The following is a 15,090-nucleotide window of genomic DNA, read 5'->3' on the forward strand; positions in this document are numbered from 1 at the left end:
CCCTCCGCTGGGCTGAAGAACGCAGACGGAGCACCGAATGGATCCTGACTTTCGTCAGGATGACACTGTCTTCTGCAAAGGGCGGTAGCCCCGCTGGACACAGGGAGGGGAGCGCATTCCGGTGACGGCATCGCGGCACGCCCCGGTCCTCGCCACCCTGCTCCTCGCCACCGCCTGCAACGTCGAAGTCCGCGACAAGGCCGCCGAGGCGCGCGAAAAGGCGCATAAACAGGCAATCGAAAAGGCCGAGGGCCGCATCGAATGCGTGCCACCCGGCGCGCCGCAATATGCGTTCGTCTGCGCGATCGATCGCGTCCAGTCGCAGGACGGGCTGTTCCTGACGCTGCGCCATCCTGATGGCGGGTTCCGGCGGCTGCTCGTCACGCGCGATGGCCGCGGCGTGGTCGCCGCCGATGGCGCCGAACAGGCGATCATCACTCCGATCGCTGCCGACCGCATCGAAGTCGTGCTCGGCGACGCACGCTATCGCTTGCCTGCGACGGTGCGCCAGCCCAAACCGGCGCCATGATCCCCGCCGGAGCCCCGATCGTCACCGCCGCGCAGATGCGCGCAGCCGAGGACGCCGTGTTCCGCACCGGCGTCTCGCAGGCGGCGCTGATGGAGCGGGCGGGCGAGGCTGTCGCGCGCGAGGCGGCGCGCTTCGCGATGGGGCGTCCGATCCTCGTCCTCGCCGGGCCGGGTAACAATGGCGGCGACGCCTATGTCGCCGCGCGGCTGCTCCATGCCAATGGGCACGACGTCGCGCTGGTCGCCACCGGCGCGCCAAAGCCCGGCGCGGCGGCGGAGATGCACGCGCGCTGGCGTGGGCCGACCTCGTCGCTCTACGCCGCGCGCCCGCGCCCGGTGCTGATCGACGGGCTGTTCGGCACGGGTATGGCACGCCCGCTCGAGCGCGGACTGGCGGCGGTGTTCGCCGATCTCGCGTCGCACGCCGATTTCACGCTGGCGATCGACCTGCCCTCGGGGATCGACACCGATAGCGGCGACGATCTCGGCGCCCCGCGCGGGATCGACGCGACGGTGGCGCTGGGCGCGCTCAAGCCCGCGCACCTGATCGGCGCCGGGCTGGAACGCAGCGGGCATGTGATCCTCGCCGATATCGGCATCCCGGTGGAGACTCGCTCGCGCACCGTCGCGCGGCCCTCGCTGGCGACCCCCGGCATCCACAGCCACAAATATACCCGCGGCCTCGTCGCGGTGATCGAAGGCGCGATGCCCGGCGCCGCGCGGCTGTCGGCGCGCGCGGCGATGGCGGGCGGGGCGGGCTATGTCGTGCTGGCAGGCGGCGAGCCCTGGGGCGCCGGCCCCGACGCGCTGGTCCGCCGCGAAGTCGGCACCAGCGAGGACCTTGCCGAGTTCCTGGGCTGGGACCGGATCGACGCGATCGTGCTCGGCCCCGGCCTGGGCCGCGATCGCCGGGCCGAGGCGTTCCTGCGCACTGCCTTTGCCGCGCCCAAGCCGCTGGTGCTCGACGGCGACGCGCTCAGCCTGCTCGGCACCGGCGCCGCCCGCTGGCTTCAGAGCCGCACCGCGCCGACCTGGCTCACCCCGCATGCGGGCGAGTTCGACCGGATGTTTGCAGGGCAGGGGAGCAAGATCGATCGCACCCTCGCCGCCGCTGCGGAGACCGGCGCGACGATCCTGCACAAGGGGCCGGACACCGTGATCGCCTCGCCAAAGGGCGATGTCCGCATCCTCTCGGGCGCCTCGCCCTGGCTCTCCACGGCGGGGACGGGCGACGTGCTGGCCGGGATTCTCGGCGCGCAGGTGGCGCAGGGCGGCAAGGGCGTCGCCCCTGCCGAGGCCGCGGTGTGGCTCCATGCCCGCGCGGCGGGGCTTGCCGGGGCGGCCTTCATCGCCGACAGGCTGATCGATCCACTTGCGGAAGCCATAACCGAATGTCTGTAGCCGAAGATGAAATCGTCCGCGTCGCCGCGCGGGGCGAAGGGGTGACCGCCGACGGGCGCCACATCGCCTTTGCCGCGCCGGGCGACCGCGTCAGCGGCCACGCCGTCCTGGTGCGCGGCCCGCATCACCGCGAGCCGCCGTGCCGCCACTTCCCCGAATGCGGCGGTTGCCAGCTCCAGCATCTCGACGATGTCGCGTGGAGCGGGTTCATCGTCGATCGCATCACGAGCGCGCTGGCCGCGCATGCGCTGGCGACCGAGATTCGCACGCCGATCCTCTCGCCCCCCAACACCCGCCGCCGCGCGACGCTCCATGCCGAGCGGCGCGGGCGCCAGGTGCGGATGGGCTTTACCGAGCAGAACAGCCACAATCTGATCGACCTCGACGAATGCCATGTCCTAGATCCCGCGCTGTTCGCGCTGGTCGCGCCGCTTCGCGGGCTGCTCGCGGCAATGCTGCCGGGCAAGCGGCGCGTGAACGTCCACCTCGCGCTCGCCGATCGCGGGCCCGACGTGCTGATCGACGGGATGGAGGCCGAAGGGCTGGCCGCGGCAGAGGCGATCACGGCATTCTCGCACCGCCACGGCCTCGCCCGCTTCGCGATGGACGAAGGGCTGGGCGCCACTTCGCGCTGGGAGCCCGAGCCGGTGACCGTGACGCTCAGCGGCGTGCCGGTGCCGTTCCCGCCCGCGAGCTTCCTTCAGGCGACGCCGGAGGGCGAGGCGGCGTTGGTCGCGGCGGTGCGCGAGATTGCGGGGCCGTCGCGCGCAGTCGCCGATCTGTTCGCCGGGCTCGGCACCTTCACCTTCGCGCTGCCGGGGGCGAAGGTCTATGCGGCGGAGGCGGCGCGCGATCCGATCCTCGCGCTCCGGGCCGCGGGCATCCAGGCCCAGCGCCAGATCTTCGCCGACCACCGCGACCTGTTCCGCAGGCCGGTGACTGCGAAGGATCTAAGCAATTTCGACTGCATCGTGCTCGATCCGCCACGCGCGGGCGCACGCGAGCAGGTGGCGGAGATCGCCGCGTGCAAGGCGCCGGCCCTCGCCTATGTCTCCTGCAATCCCAGCACCTTCGCCCGCGATGCGCAGGTTTTGTGCGAAGGTGGCTACCGGCTCGACTGGGTGCAGCCGGTGGGGCAGTTCCGCTGGTCCACCCATGTCGAACTGGCGGCGCGGTTCAGCCGGTAGCCTCCGCAAAAGATCTTGGGAGGGCACGGGCGAGCGACGAACGCGATCGGGTGCCAGGGCTGCGCGGTCAGCGGTCCTTACTGTCGAGCAGGTCGGCGAGGCGGTCGATTCGACGGTGCCACTCCGGTCGCTGCGCGTCGACCCAGCGGGCAAGCGCGTCCAGCCCGGCGGTTCTCAGCTGGCACGTTCGAACGCGGCCCACCTTTTCCGTCGTGACCAGGCCGCAATCCTCCAGCACCCGCAGGTGCTGGACGATCGCCGTCAGGGACATGTCAAAGGGTTTGGCTAGCGCGGAGACCGACAACGGGCCGCGCCCAAGCGCCTCCACGATCTGCCGTCTCGTGGCATCCCCCAGAGCCTGAAGGATCGGTCCGGCATCCACCGCGGACTCGGAAGCGGTCATACGATGCTACGCAATCGTATCTGCCAAGCGGTCGAGCAGCGCCTGCCAGCCCATTTCCCGAATCTGCGGGCCGTCGGCACCTTCGAAAAAGGCGCCTTGAAAGGTGAGCACCAGTTCCGTGCCGCCGGGCGCCTCGAGAAGTTCAGCCGTGATCAACGCGGCCGAAATATCTGCGTTTCCGAACGCCATCTTGGATGCCCACACGATGCGCTCGTCGCGCACGAGATTGAGCACCGTGTCGGTGTTGGCGATGGTCGTGCCCGCAAAAGGCGTGTCGTCGCGGAAGCGGTATTGCAGCCGCTCGGTCGCGCCCTCGCGCAGGTCGCTCGCAAACTCCTCCACGTCATGGTGCGGACTCTCGGCAAACCACCGGCGCTTGATGTCGGGATCGGCGAACGCCTCGAATACGCGCGCGGGCGCGGTGTTCAGGAAGCGGGTGATCGAGAAACTGGCGTGAGCAATAGCACTATCGGGCACAGGAACCTCCATTAGTGAAGCAGCTACTTCACTAAGCCTAGGCAGGGTAATAGTCAAGTCGCTACTTCACTATTGCGCAACGCTCAGCCTGACGCCTCGGTCATGGATAATCCGCCCGCACGAAATACAGCCCATCCGAAGGCGCATTCAGCCCCAACGCCGCCCGGTCCCGCGCCCCCAGCGCAGCACGCAGGTCCGCAGCCGACCATTTCCCTTGCCCCACCAGCGCGAGGCACCCGACCATCGAGCGCACCTGATGGTGAAGGAACGACCGCGCCGACGCCAGCACCACCACGCGATCCCCGCTGCGCGCCACGTCCAGCCGGTCGAGCGTCCGCAAGGGGCTGTCCGCCTGGCAATGCGCCGAGCGGAACGTCGTGAAGTCGTGCCGCCCCACCAGTATCTGCGCCGCCGCATGCATCGCCTCTGCGTCCAGATCGGCGGCGATCCGCCATGCCAGCCCGCGCTCCCAGGTCAGCGGCGCGCGGCGCTGGACGATTCGGTACTCGTAATGCCGCGCCACGCACGAAAAGCGCGCATGCCAGTCGTCCGCCACCGCAACGCAGTCCAGGATCGCGACCGGATGCGGCCGCACCCGCGCGTTCAATGCCTCCATCAGCCGGAATGGCGCGATGTCCTTCGCAATGTCGAGATGCGCGCGCATCCCCAGCCCATGCACCCCGGCATCGGTACGCCCGGCTGCATGGACCGCGACGCGCTCGCCGGTCACGGCAAACGCCGCATCCTCGATCGCCTGTTGCACGCTCGGGCCATGGTCCTGCCGCTGCCACCCCATGAAGGGCCGCCCGTCATATTCCACGGTGAGCGCGAACCGCGTCAAAGCTGCGTCCCCGCCGGGATCGCAAAGCCGCGCAGCAACTCGTCGGCGGTCATCACCCCACGCCCCGCGCGCTGGACGAGCAGCGGCCGGATCGCCCCGCTGCCACAAGCGATCGCAAAGCCCTCTCCCCTCAGGGGAGAGGGTTGGGAGAGGGGCAGTGCCGACAGGTCGATCACAAGACCCCTCTCCCCGACCCTCTCCCCGGGGGGGAGAGGAAGAATTTCGGCGGAATGCACCCGCACCCGTTCGCCCCCGACCTCGAAAAACGCCCCCGGCGCCGGGTTGAACGCGCGCACCTGTCGTTCCACGTCCACGGCATCGCGGCCAAAATCCAGCCGCGCCTCAGCCTTGTCGATCTTGGTCGCATAGGTCACGCCGTCCTCCGTCTGCGCCACCGCCGGATACGCCGCCACATCCCCCAGCACCGCCACCATCAGCCGCGCGCCCATCGCGCTCAGTTCGGCGGTAAGCTCCCCCGCGGTCTTGCCGTCGATCGGCGTCCGCCCCTCCAGCCGCACCGGCCCGGTGTCGAGCCCGGCCTCCATCTGCATGATCCCGACCCCCGTCTCGGCATCGCCCGCCAGGATCGCGCGCTGGATCGGCGCCGCCCCCCGCCAGCGCGGCAACAGCGAGCCATGGACGTTGAGGCACCCCAGCCGCGGCGCCTCCAGCGCCGCGCGCGGCAGGATCAGCCCATAGGCGGCGACCACCGCGACATCCGCCGCCAGCGCCGCGAATTCCGCCTGCGCCGCTGCATCAAGCAGGCTCACCGGGGTCCGCACTGCGATCCCCAGCGCCTCGGCCCGCACCTGCACCGGCGACGGCGCCACCTTGCCCCGGTTCCCCCGACGCGGCGGCTGGCTGTACGCGGCCACGACCTGATGACCGGCCTTGACCAGCGCATCGAGCACCGGCACGGCGAATTCGGGGGTTCCCATGAAGACAATACGCATGACCCTCCTCAACCGCTTGGCAGGCGCATGTGCAAGCCCCTATGTCTGTCGCCATGGCCTCCCCCGAAATCGAAGCGCTCACCCAGGCCCTGTCGCGGCTCCCCGGCCTGGGGCCGCGCTCGGCCCGGCGCGCGGTGCTCCATCTGCTGAAGAAGCGTGAGACCGCGCTCGATCCGCTGCTCGCCGCGCTCGGCGCGGTCAGCGCGCGGCTCACCACCTGCACGATCTGCGGCAATGTCGACACGCACGATCCGTGCGCGATCTGCGCCGATCCCCGCCGCGACCAGCGTTCGCTGTGCGTGGTCGAGGAAGTCGCCGACCTTTGGGCGCTCGATCGCGCGCGGCTCTTCCCCGGCAAATTCCATGTGCTGGGCGGGCGGCTCTCGGCGCTGGAGGGGGTGCGGCCCGAGGATCTGCGCGTCGACAGCCTCGTCCGCCGCGTCGCGGAGGGCGGGATCGACGAAGTCGTGCTCGCGATGAACGCCACGTTGGAGGGCCAGACCACCGCGCATTACATCGCCGAGCGGATCGAGGCCTATCCGGTCCGCGTCACCCAGCTTGCGCACGGACTCCCCGTCGGCGGCGAACTCGACTATCTCGACGAGGGCACGCTGGCACAGGCGCTGCGCGCACGGCGCCCCGTCGCTTGACCTTCGGGGGCGCGATTCCTAAATCAGCCTCATGGCCGTCCTCCCGATTATCGAAGTACCTGATCCGCGTCTGCGTACCGTCTCCACCCCCGTCGCGGAGGTCGACGACGCCACGCGCACGCTGATCGGCGATATGTTCGACACGATGTACGATGCCCCCGGCATCGGCCTCGCCGCGATCCAGGTCGGCGTGCCCAAGCGCATCGTCGTGATGGACCTGCAGGAGGAAGAGGACGAGGACGGCAAGCCGATCCGCGCACCGCGCGTCTTCATCAACCCCGAAATCCTCGATCCCGCCGAGGATCTGTCGGTCTATACCGAGGGTTGCCTGTCGGTCCCCGATCAATATGCCGATGTCGAGCGCCCCGCGCGCTGCCGCGTCACCTGGCTCGACGAGCAGGGTGGGGCGCATGACGAGATTTTCGAGGGGCTGCTCGCCACCTGCATCCAGCATGAGATGGATCATCTCGAGGGCGTGGTGTTCCTCGACCATCTCTCGCGGCTCAAGCGCGACATGATCCTCAAGAAACTGGCCAAGGCGCGCAAGGCCGCCGCCTGATCGCTCGCCCCGGCGCATTGCGCTTGCCGGGGAATGGGGACCCCGATAGGTTCGCCCTCTGTTCTTTGGAGGGTGTGTCTTGGAAGCCTTGGTTCTCGCGGCGATCATCGTGGCGCTCGTCGTCGGGCTGTTGCTCGGCTGGCTGGCCGGGGGCCGTCCGGCTGCCCGCTACCGCGCCGAACGCGACGCGCGCGAGGCCGATTTCAAGGCGGCGATCACCGATCTCGCCGGCGCCGAACAGCGCGCCAGCGAAATCCCGCCGCTGCGCGAAGCCGTCGCGATCCTGCGCGACGAGCGCGACCGCGCCCGCATCGAACTGGCCGAGCTGAAGGCCAAGGCGGGGATGTTCGAGGAGCGGCTCGCCGAATTCGTGATGGCGCGCGAGATGATGGCCGGGCAGTTCCGCGAAGTCGCGACGACGATGCTCGGCGAGACGCAAAAGGCGTTCCTCGAACGTGCCGAGGCCCGGTTCAACCAGGCGGGCGAGAAGAATGAGGAGAAGCTCAAGGCGCTGCTCCAGCCGATCGATTCGACGCTCAAACGCTATGAGGAAGGGCTCCAGCGCGTCGAGAAGGACCGCAACGACAGCTATGGCGCGCTCAAGGAGGCGATCACTGCGGTCCAGGCCGGGCTGGGCGAGACCCGCACCGAAACCGCCAAGCTGGTCAACGCGCTGCGCGCCGCGCCCAAGACGCGCGGCCGCTGGGGCGAGCAGCAATTCCGCAACCTGATCGAGATTGCGGGCCTGTCGGGCCATGTCGATTTCGCCGCCGAAGTTTCGGTCGCGACCGAGGATGGCGCGCTGCGTCCCGATTTCATCATCCGCCTGCCGGGCGACCAGCAGCTTATCGTCGACGTCAAATGCGTGCTCGATGGCTATCTCCAGGCGGCGGAGGCGACGTCGCCCGAGGAGCGCCAGGCGGCGTTGGTCTCGCATGCCCGCGCGGTCCGCACCCATGCCGATGCGCTCTCGCGAAAGGCCTATTGGGCGCAGTTCGAAAAGGCGCCCGATTTCGTCATCATGTACATTCCGGGCGACAATTTCCTGTCGAGCGCGCTCGAAGTCGACATGGAGCTGTGGGAGCGCGCCGCGCGCAATCGCGTGATCATCGTCGGCCCTCGGGCTTCCTGCCGCTCGCGCGGACGGTCGCATCGATGTGGCGCCAGCAGAAGCTGACCGAGGATGCACAGGAAGTCGGCAAGCTCGGCAAGGAAATGTTCGAACGCCTCGCCACCGCCGCGACGCATCTCAAGCGGGTAGGGGGCGGCCTCAACAGCGCAGTCGAGAATTACAACAAGTTCGTCGCGAGCTTCGAGGGCCGCGTGATGGTCTCCGCCCGCCGGTTCCAGGCGCTCAACATCGATACCGGCAACGCGACGCTCGACAGCATCGAGAGCGTCGACGTGGTGGCGCGCGCGACCAGCGCGGAACTGCTCCCGGCGCCTGAGGCGGCGGAGGAAAACGCCGGCTAGGCGCGTCCGGCTCGCTTATCCGGGCGGCGTTTGAAAGCTTGCTCCGATCGGCTCCGAACGCCCCGCCTGCCGTGCGGCGATCCAGCGTTTGAGTTCGACGACGTGGCCGTTCTCCTCGTCGACGAACTCGCGCGCGAACGCCCGGATTTCCGGGTCGGTCGTCGTCTCGAGTATCCCCGAATAATAAGCGAGCCCCGCCATCTCGGCGGCAAGCGCGGTGTCCAGCGCCTCCTCGGGCCCGATCAGCGGGTCCGCGGCCCAGATCGCCGCCGATTCGGGGCTCTCATTGTCCGGCCACTCGAATTCATGCGGCGCCAGGTCGGGAATCTTGCGATACCCCGACCGTTCGCGCGCATCCGCGAGATGGAGCCGCGAATAATCCGCCAGCTGGCGGAACAGCTTCGCCACGCCCAGATTGCCGCTCGTCTTCATCGCATCGGCCAGCTGGTCGAATCGATCGGCCGCCTCGCGCTCGAGCCGGATCGCATGCGCCAGGAATTCTTCTACCGTTTCCATCGCGTTCCCCTTGGCGGTTGGCTCGGGATCAGCTCGCGGATGCGGGCTCGGGCTCCGGATGGTTGGCCGCCCATTCCTCGCGCGTGATCCACGCCTCCAGGACCTTCACATGCTCGGCCTCTTCGCGGACGAACAGCTTGGCCATCGCGATGATGTCCTCGTCCTGGCTCTTGGCCGCGACCGAGAGATAGAATTCATAGCCGCGCCGCTCGCCCTGGAGCGCGGCCCGCAAGCCGTCGAGCCGGGTGAGCGCCGGGTCGCCCGCGAGCAGCGAGGTGCGCTCGGGCGTGGCGTGATCGGGCCAGACATAATCGGGCGGCACCACGACATCATGGTCGAGCGTGCCCGCGCGCGCCTGCGCCTCGGCGAGGTGGAGCCGCGAGAAGCCCGCGAGCTGGCGGAACAGCGCGGCTACCTCGCTGTTGCCGCATGCTGCCATCTGGTCGGCGAGCCCGTCGAAATGGAGCGCGGCGTCTTCCTCGACCTTAACTGCATAGCCCAGGAATTCGGACAGCGAGCCGATCTCGATTCCGCCGGTGAAGCGCTTGGCGGCATGGCTGATATGCGGGGTCTGCACGGGCAGCGTCTCGTCGCCTTCGAACGTCACCAATATGTCCTCGTTGCGCACGAAGCATTGGCAGGCGAGCCGGTGGCGGGGCGGCATGTCGTTGACCTCGGCGTTGACGATCTCCTCCTTGGTGATCTTGCCGAGCTGTTTGAGCATTTCCTTTTCCTTTTCGGTCAAGGCGATGCCATATTTGCCATAGGTGGTGGTCGGGTTGAGGTGGGTGACTTCGACCAGGCACGACCCGCATTCGCCGTCCTGGCAATCGAACGGGATCGGGATCTTGTGCTGCTTGGCCACCGCGAGAACGGTGCCGCGGTCGCCCGCGATGGCATAGACGGTCACGTCCTTGCCCATGCGCGGCGACGAAAAGGTTACGTTGGCCATCATGTTCTCCCGGTCTTTCGCCCGACGCTGGTCGGCTCGCGCACCGGTTAAGCAAATTTCGTGCCATGCGCTGATGTGGGGGCGGGGCCCATGCGGCGCCCCCGATATCGCGGTAAAAGTGTCGGCTTTCCGCCACGCAGGAACGGTTTGCGACACGGCGCCGCGACATTCGCAGCCGCCTGTCCAAAAGGGGCTGGCAATGTAGGATTTCGCGTGCAACGCTCATCGCCGCTCTTTGAAATCGCCGGATTCGCCCACCCCCGCGTCGCCCCGCCCCGGCGATGCGGAGCACGCTTCAGAAGCCTAAACTTCGCCCCGGTGAAACGGCCCAGCGTTGCCGTGCCGGTCACCCTCCAGAACCCTAAACTTCGTAAACTTAGCCGGGGTCAGCCGCCGTGCTGCCCCAGCACCTGATAGGCCATCACCGCCGTCGCGACGGCGGCGTTCAGGCTGTCGGCCTTGCCCAGCATCGGGATTTTGACCAGCAGGTCGCACTCGGCGGCCATGAAATCGGGCATGCCCTGTGCCTCGTTGCCCGTCAGCAGGAAGGTCGGCGCGGCATAGGCCGGCGCGCGATAGTCATGCTCGGTATCGAGGCTCAGCCCGACAAGCTGCCCCGGCCCGGCGCGCAGCCAAATGCGGAACGCGTCCCAGCTCGCCTGCGCCACCGGCACGGTGAACAGCGCCCCCATGCTGGCGCGGACGGCTTCGACCGAGAAGGGGTCGACATGCTCGTCGAGCAGGATCAGCCCGCCGGCGCCCACGGCATCGCCGGTGCGCAGGATCGTGCCGAGGTTGCCGGGATCGCGCAGCCGCTCGGCGACCAGCCAGATCGATGCGCTGCTGCGGTCGAGATCGCTCAGCGCGACGCCGAACTCGGGATAGACGCCGACGACCGCGCCGGGATTGTCCTTTCCGGAGAGCTTGGAGAGGATGTCGGCATTGGTCTCGACGGCCTCGCCGCCCGCCGCCTCGGTCGCCTCGACCAGCGCCTGGACCAGCGGGTGATTGCCGCTGTCGCCCGCGAAGAACAGATACTGGGGCAACCGCCCGGCCTCGCGCGCCTCGGTCAGGATGCGCAGCCCTTCGGCAAGGAACAGCCCTTCGTCCTTGCGGTGGCGCTTGTCGCGGAGCAGGCGGACGCGCTTGATCAGCGGGTTGGAAAAGGCGGTTATCTGGCGGGGCATCGCCCGCTGATAGCCAGATCGGGCCGGCGGCGAAAGTGCCGCGCTATTCTTCGCCGAACCGTGCCTCGACCAGCTCGGCCAGCGCCTGCACCGCGCCGTCGGCGCCGTCGCCCTCGGCGCTGATCGTGATGCTGTCGCCCTTGGCGGCGCCGAGCATCATCAGGTCGAGGATCGACGTGCCCGATGCGCTCGACCCGTCCTTCTCGACGGTCAACTCGCAATTCTGGCTGCTGGCGAGCGTGACGAACGCCATGCTGGCACGGGCATGGAGGCCGCGACGGTTGAGGATGGTGACGGTACGCACACTCTTGGTCATGCCGCTGCCTCGCCCAGCACCTCGGATGCGATGGTGATGTATTTGCGGCCGGCGTCGCGGGCGGCGGCGACGGCTTCGGTGACCTTCATCGTCTTGCGCGCGCTGCCCAGCCGGATCAGCATCGGCAGGTTGATGCCCGCGATCACTTCGATCCGCCCGGCCTCCATCAGCGAAATGGCGAGGTTGGACGGCGTGCCGCCGAACAGGTCGCTCAGCACGATCACGCCCACGCCGTCATCGACTCGGGCGATCGCGGCGGCGATGTCGGCGCGGCGGCTCTCCATGTCGTCGTCGGGGCCGATGCAGATCGGCTCGATCCGCTCCTGCTTCCCCACGACATGCTCCATCGCGACCACGAATTCCTCGGCAAGCCGACCGTGCGTCACGAGTACCAAACCGATCATTTCAAACTCCGCCCCTTCTTGTGGTCACCGGCGTCCCCTCCAGCGAGTCCTGCGGCGCGGTCTTCAAATCGCGGTGCAGCACCGTGGGCGAAAATCCCTCTTCGCGCAACCTGCGGGACATACGCTCCGCAACATGCACCGACCGGTGCCGCCCCCCGGTGCATCCAAAGGCGACCGTGACATAGGCTTTGCCCTCCGCCTGATAGCGCGGCAGCAGGAGGAGCAGCAGTGCCTCGATCTGCGCCATCGCCGCCGGATAGGCCGAGTCCGCCGCGACATAGGCGGCGACGTCGGGGTCCTGGCCGGTCCCGGGGCGCAGCGACTCGTCCCAATGCGGGTTGCGGAGGAACCGCATGTCGAACACGAGGTCGGCGTCGCGCGGCAGCCCGCGGGAATAGCCGAAGGACAGGATCGTCAGCACCGCGGCGCGCGGCGTCTCGCCGGCAAAGGTCGCGCGGATCTGCTGCTGGAGGTCGTTGGCGGAGAGCGTGGTGGTGTCGATCAGCCGGTTCGACCAGCGCCGCAGCGGGTTGAGCAATTCACGCTCGCGGGCAATGCCGTCCGCCGCCGGGCGGTCCTGTTCGAGCGGGTGCCGCCGCCGCGTCTCGGCATAGCGCCGCTGCAACTCGGCGCCCGAGCATTCGAGGAACAGCGTGCCGATATCGTGGCGATAATCCTCGCGCAGCTTCTTGATCCGCCGGACGATGCTCTCGGCGTCGAAGCCGCGGGTCTGGGTGCCGATGCCCAGCGCCAGCGGGCGGTCGCTGTCGCTGTCGTCGCCTTCGCCGGGATCGGTATCGAGCAGGCGGTTGAGCAGGATCAGCGGCAGATTGTCGACGACTTCCCAGCCCAGATCTTCCAGCGTGCGGAGCACGGTCGATTTGCCCGCCCCGGACATGCCGGTGACGAGCAGGATGTTCTTGGGCTTGCGACCGCTCATCGATCGCGTCCCGGCACCGGCAATTGCACCACGAACCGCGCTCCGCTCAACCGATCCTCCCGCGATTCCACTGAAATCATGCCCTGATGGCCTTCGACGATGGTGCGGGCGATGGCAAGGCCCAGCCCCGAATGCTGGCCGAACGCCTCGCTTTGCGGGCGCACCGAGTGGAAGCGGCGGAAGATCGCCTCGCGCGCTTCCTCGGGTACGCCGGGGCCTTCGTCCTCGACCCGGACGGTCAGCGTCTCGCCGTCGCTGGTCGCCGACAGACTGATCAACCCGCCCTCCGGCGAGAAGGAGGTCGCGTTCTCGATGAGATTTTCGAACACGCGCTCGAGCCGCGCGCCTTCGCCGAGCACGGTCAGGTCGGCGCCGGGCGCGCGATCGAACACCAGCCGGATGCCATTGGGCAGCCCGCGCTCGCCGCGCTGGTCGAGCAGCGCCTGAAGCATCGCGCCGATGTCGACGCGCTCGAACGTCGCCCGGCTGAGCTGGGCATCCAGCCGCGAGGCGTCGGAAATGTCGCTGATCAGCCGGTCGAGCCGCAGCACGTCGTCGCGAACGATCGCCAGCAGCCGCTCCTGCAATTCGGGGTCCTTGACCCGCGACAGCCCCTCGACGGCGGAGCGGAGCGAGGCGAGGGGGTTTTTGAGCTCGTGCGTCAGGTCTGCGGCAAAGGTTTCGGTCGCGTCGATCCGCGCCCGCAGCGCCTGGCTCATGTCGGACAGTGCGCGGGCGAGCAGCCCGATCTCGTCGTTGCGCTCGGGCAGCCGCGGCACCACGACTTCGCGGGCCCGCCCCAGCCGGACCCGCACCGCCGCCCGCGCCAGCCGCCGCAACGGCCGCACGATGGTCCGCGCGAGGAACAGCGACAACAGCACCGACACGAGCGAAACGACCGCCAGCACCAGTCCTAGCCGGTACCGTTCGATGCGCACCGTCTGGGTGATGTCGCGGGCATTGACCGTGGTCATCACGACGCCAAGCTGGGTGATCGGTGCGGCGGCGGTGATGACGGGGGTGCGGTCCGGCGCGCGCCATACCGTTGCCGGCGTGCCGTGGCTGGTCCGCGCGGCGAGCACGTCGGGCCATTCGAGGCCGCGATCGCCGGGGTGCTCGCGATACAGCGGGGTGCGGTCGGCGCCGGCGACGGTGTCGATCACGCCGTCCAGGAACCGTGCGATTTCCTGGCCTATCGGGTCCTTGTCCGGGTCCCGCAGGATCATGTTCCGCAGCCCCAGGTCACGGCTGTCGGCAATCAGCCTGCCGTCCTCGTCGTACAGCCGGATGCGCGTGCCGGTGTCGCGTGCCAGGCTGAGCAACAGCAGATCGCGGCGCTCGGCAGTGGCCGATGCCAGCGCCTGCGCGACCAGCCGCACCTCGCGCGCCGATTGCGCCACGCGGCTGTCGACGATCCGGCTGCGGTATGAATCGAGATACGAGAAGCCGCCACCCAACAGCGCCAGCGCGAAGATGTTGACCGCCAATATCCGTGGCGTCAGGCTGACGCGGTTGGACCATTTGAGCGCGAGGTCGCGCTCGCTATTCGTCCGAGAAACGATATCCGGCGCCATACAGCGTTTCGATAGCATCGAAGTCCGGATCGACCTGACGGAATTTGCGCCGCACCCGCTTGATATGGCTGTCGATCGTGCGGTCGTCGACGTAGATGTCGTCCTGGTACGCGGCGTCCATCAGCTGGTTTCGCGTCTTCACGATGCCCGGTCGCTGCGCCAGCGTCTCGAGGATCAGGAATTCGGTGACCGTGAGCGTGACGTTCGTCCCGCCCCAGGTGACGCGGTGGCGCGCCGGGTCCATCGTAAGCCGGCCGCGTTCCAGTATCTCGGCGGGCTCCTGCGCGCCTTCCTCGGTGCTCGGCTGTGCGGTTTCGGTTCGGCGCAGGATGGCGCGGATGCGAGCGATCAGCAGCCGCTGACTGAACGGCTTGGCGATATAATCGTCAGCGCCCATCGCCAGCCCGAGCGCCTCGTCGAGCTCGTCGTCCTTGCTCGTCAGGAAGATCACGGGGATCGCGCTTTTCTCGCGCAGTCGACGGAGCAGCTCGAGGCCGTCCATCTTGGGCATCTTGATGTCGAGCACCGCGAGGTCGGGTGGATTGTCGACCAGCGCCTTGAGCGCGCTCTCGCCGTCCGAATAGACACGCGTGAGGAAGCCTTCGGTCTGAAGCGCGATCGAAACCGACGTCAGGATGTTGCGATCGTCATCGACCAGTGCGATCGTGGCGGTCATCCGGCGGATTGAACGTGGCGGAGAAGCATCACCGGGGCGCTTTAGAACAAAGT

17 protein-coding genes and 1 pseudogene are annotated in these 15,090 nt (G+C 68.5%); 6 read left to right on the plus strand and 12 right to left on the minus strand.

The genetic code is table 11. From position 1 onward, the window contains the following. Positions 1–121: 121 nt before the first annotated feature. Genes TS85_RS26325 through TS85_RS06150 form a run of 3 tightly spaced genes read left to right on the plus strand, consistent with a single transcriptional unit; the run spans position 122 to position 3,116 of the window. Positions 122–529 carry a hypothetical protein gene (locus TS85_RS26325; protein ID WP_077228494.1) on the plus strand — a complete coding sequence of 136 codons (408 nt, stop codon included), beginning with the start codon at positions 122–124 and terminating at the stop codon, positions 527–529. Continuing rightward, the gene (locus TS85_RS06145) at positions 526–1,929 is read left to right on the plus strand and encodes a bifunctional ADP-dependent NAD(P)H-hydrate dehydratase/NAD(P)H-hydrate epimerase (RefSeq protein ID WP_044331058.1); all 1,404 of its coding nucleotides are present in this window, start codon (positions 526–528) and stop codon (positions 1,927–1,929) included. The genes TS85_RS26325 and TS85_RS06145 overlap by 4 nt, the downstream gene beginning before the upstream one ends. Next, positions 1,920–3,116, plus strand: coding sequence for a class I SAM-dependent RNA methyltransferase (locus TS85_RS06150; protein ID WP_044331059.1), 1,197 nt, complete (start codon positions 1,920–1,922; stop codon positions 3,114–3,116). The genes TS85_RS06145 and TS85_RS06150 overlap by 10 nt, the downstream gene beginning before the upstream one ends. Positions 3,117–3,183: 67 nt before the next feature. Here TS85_RS06150 and TS85_RS06155 read toward each other — a convergent pair whose 3' ends face one another. The 4 genes from TS85_RS06155 to fmt form a co-directional block, all read right to left on the minus strand. Continuing rightward, the gene (locus TS85_RS06155) at positions 3,184–3,519 is read right to left on the minus strand and encodes an ArsR/SmtB family transcription factor (RefSeq protein WP_044331060.1); all 336 of its coding nucleotides are present in this window, start codon (positions 3,517–3,519) and stop codon (positions 3,184–3,186) included. Between the two features lie 6 nt (positions 3,520–3,525). After that, positions 3,526–3,996 (minus strand): SRPBCC domain-containing protein, encoded by a 471-nt coding sequence (locus TS85_RS06160; protein ID WP_044335976.1) that lies wholly within the window; start codon positions 3,994–3,996, stop codon positions 3,526–3,528. A gap of 100 nt (positions 3,997–4,096) precedes the next feature. Next, entirely contained in the window at positions 4,097–4,837 is a 741-nt protein-coding gene (gene truA, locus TS85_RS06165) for a tRNA pseudouridine(38-40) synthase TruA (RefSeq protein ID WP_044331061.1), read from the minus strand. Beyond that, positions 4,834–5,790: a methionyl-tRNA formyltransferase gene (fmt, locus tag TS85_RS06170; protein ID WP_044331063.1), complete on the minus strand. Its 957-nt coding sequence runs from the start codon at positions 5,788–5,790 to the stop codon at positions 4,834–4,836. Before fmt ends, truA begins: the two co-directional genes overlap by 4 nt. 53 nt (positions 5,791–5,843) lie before the next feature. Here fmt and recR point away from each other — a divergent pair, with 53 nt between their 5' ends. The 3 genes and pseudogenes from recR (at position 5,844) to TS85_RS06185 (ending at position 8,472) form a co-directional block, all read left to right on the plus strand. Beyond that, positions 5,844–6,440: a recombination mediator RecR gene (gene recR / locus TS85_RS06175; protein WP_044331065.1), complete on the plus strand. Its 597-nt coding sequence runs from the start codon at positions 5,844–5,846 to the stop codon at positions 6,438–6,440. A 31-nt stretch (positions 6,441–6,471) separates the two neighbouring features. Further along, positions 6,472–6,999, plus strand: coding sequence for a peptide deformylase (gene def, locus TS85_RS06180; protein WP_044331066.1), 528 nt, complete (start codon positions 6,472–6,474; stop codon positions 6,997–6,999). Positions 7,000–7,078: 79 nt separating this feature from the next. After that, positions 7,079–8,472: pseudogene (locus TS85_RS06185) on the plus strand (DNA recombination protein RmuC). 15 nt (positions 8,473–8,487) lie between these two features. Here the strand turns inward: TS85_RS06185 and TS85_RS06190 are convergent. The 8 genes from TS85_RS06190 to TS85_RS06225 all read right to left on the minus strand — a co-directional run bounded on the left by TS85_RS06190 (position 8,488) and on the right by TS85_RS06225 (position 15,037). After that, positions 8,488–8,988 carry a ferritin-like domain-containing protein gene (locus TS85_RS06190; protein ID WP_044331069.1) on the minus strand — a complete coding sequence of 167 codons (501 nt, stop codon included), beginning with the start codon at positions 8,986–8,988 and terminating at the stop codon, positions 8,488–8,490. A 28-nt stretch (positions 8,989–9,016) separates the two neighbouring features. Then, on the minus strand, positions 9,017–9,943 hold the full coding sequence (locus TS85_RS26330) for a 2Fe-2S iron-sulfur cluster-binding protein (protein ID WP_320407149.1): 927 nt from the start codon (positions 9,941–9,943) through the stop codon (positions 9,017–9,019). 383 nt (positions 9,944–10,326) lie between these two features. Then, positions 10,327–11,127, minus strand: coding sequence for a TrmH family RNA methyltransferase (locus tag TS85_RS06200; RefSeq protein ID WP_044331072.1), 801 nt, complete (start codon positions 11,125–11,127; stop codon positions 10,327–10,329). A gap of 43 nt (positions 11,128–11,170) precedes the next feature. Then, positions 11,171–11,443, minus strand: a complete 273-nt coding sequence (locus TS85_RS06205) for an HPr family phosphocarrier protein (RefSeq protein ID WP_044331075.1) — start codon at positions 11,441–11,443, stop codon at positions 11,171–11,173. Further along, complete coding sequence (locus TS85_RS06210; RefSeq protein ID WP_044331077.1) at positions 11,440–11,847, minus strand: PTS sugar transporter subunit IIA; 408 nt, start codon at positions 11,845–11,847, stop codon at positions 11,440–11,442. Before TS85_RS06210 ends, TS85_RS06205 begins: the two co-directional genes overlap by 4 nt. Before the next feature lies 1 nt (position 11,848). Beyond that, complete coding sequence (gene rapZ, locus TS85_RS06215) at positions 11,849–12,787, minus strand: RNase adapter RapZ (protein ID WP_044331080.1); 939 nt, start codon at positions 12,785–12,787, stop codon at positions 11,849–11,851. Further along, positions 12,784–14,361 (minus strand): sensor histidine kinase, encoded by a 1,578-nt coding sequence (locus tag TS85_RS06220; protein ID WP_044331083.1) that lies wholly within the window; start codon positions 14,359–14,361, stop codon positions 12,784–12,786. The genes rapZ and TS85_RS06220 overlap by 4 nt, the downstream gene beginning before the upstream one ends. Then, a complete protein-coding gene (locus tag TS85_RS06225) occupies positions 14,330–15,037 on the minus strand; it encodes a response regulator transcription factor (RefSeq protein WP_044331086.1) in 708 nt (235 codons plus the stop codon). Before TS85_RS06225 ends, TS85_RS06220 begins: the two co-directional genes overlap by 32 nt. Positions 15,038–15,090 lie beyond the last annotated feature (53 nt).

It is taken from the genome of Sphingomonas hengshuiensis, assembly GCF_000935025.1.
In the GTDB taxonomy this organism is placed as follows: domain Bacteria; phylum Pseudomonadota; class Alphaproteobacteria; order Sphingomonadales; family Sphingomonadaceae; genus Sphingomonas; species Sphingomonas hengshuiensis.

Bases quoted from the DNA above. Each gene is read 5' to 3' on its own strand.
- TS85_RS06145 (WP_044331058.1), top strand. From the start codon at position 526: ATGATCCCCGCCGGAGCCCCGATCGTCACCGCCGCGCAGATGCGCGCA.
- def (WP_044331066.1), top strand. From the start codon at position 6,472: ATGGCCGTCCTCCCGATTATCGAAGTACCTGATCCGCGTCTGCGTACC.
- TS85_RS06220 (WP_044331083.1), bottom strand. From the start codon at position 14,361: ATGGCGCCGGATATCGTTTCTCGGACGAATAGCGAGCGCGACCTCGCG.
- recR (WP_044331065.1), top strand. From the start codon at position 5,844: ATGGCCTCCCCCGAAATCGAAGCGCTCACCCAGGCCCTGTCGCGGCTC.
- rapZ (WP_044331080.1), bottom strand. From the start codon at position 12,787: ATGAGCGGTCGCAAGCCCAAGAACATCCTGCTCGTCACCGGCATGTCC.
- TS85_RS06200 (WP_044331072.1), bottom strand. From the start codon at position 11,127: ATGCCCCGCCAGATAACCGCCTTTTCCAACCCGCTGATCAAGCGCGTC.
- TS85_RS06190 (WP_044331069.1), bottom strand. From the start codon at position 8,988: ATGGAAACGGTAGAAGAATTCCTGGCGCATGCGATCCGGCTCGAGCGC.
- TS85_RS06225 (WP_044331086.1), bottom strand. From the start codon at position 15,037: ATGACCGCCACGATCGCACTGGTCGATGACGATCGCAACATCCTGACG.
- TS85_RS06155 (WP_044331060.1), bottom strand. From the start codon at position 3,519: ATGACCGCTTCCGAGTCCGCGGTGGATGCCGGACCGATCCTTCAGGCT.
- TS85_RS06150 (WP_044331059.1), top strand. From the start codon at position 1,920: ATGTCTGTAGCCGAAGATGAAATCGTCCGCGTCGCCGCGCGGGGCGAA.
- TS85_RS06205 (WP_044331075.1), bottom strand. From the start codon at position 11,443: ATGACCAAGAGTGTGCGTACCGTCACCATCCTCAACCGTCGCGGCCTC.
- TS85_RS06210 (WP_044331077.1), bottom strand. From the start codon at position 11,847: ATGATCGGTTTGGTACTCGTGACGCACGGTCGGCTTGCCGAGGAATTC.
- TS85_RS26330 (WP_320407149.1), bottom strand. From the start codon at position 9,943: ATGATGGCCAACGTAACCTTTTCGTCGCCGCGCATGGGCAAGGACGTG.
- fmt (WP_044331063.1), bottom strand. From the start codon at position 5,790: ATGCGTATTGTCTTCATGGGAACCCCCGAATTCGCCGTGCCGGTGCTC.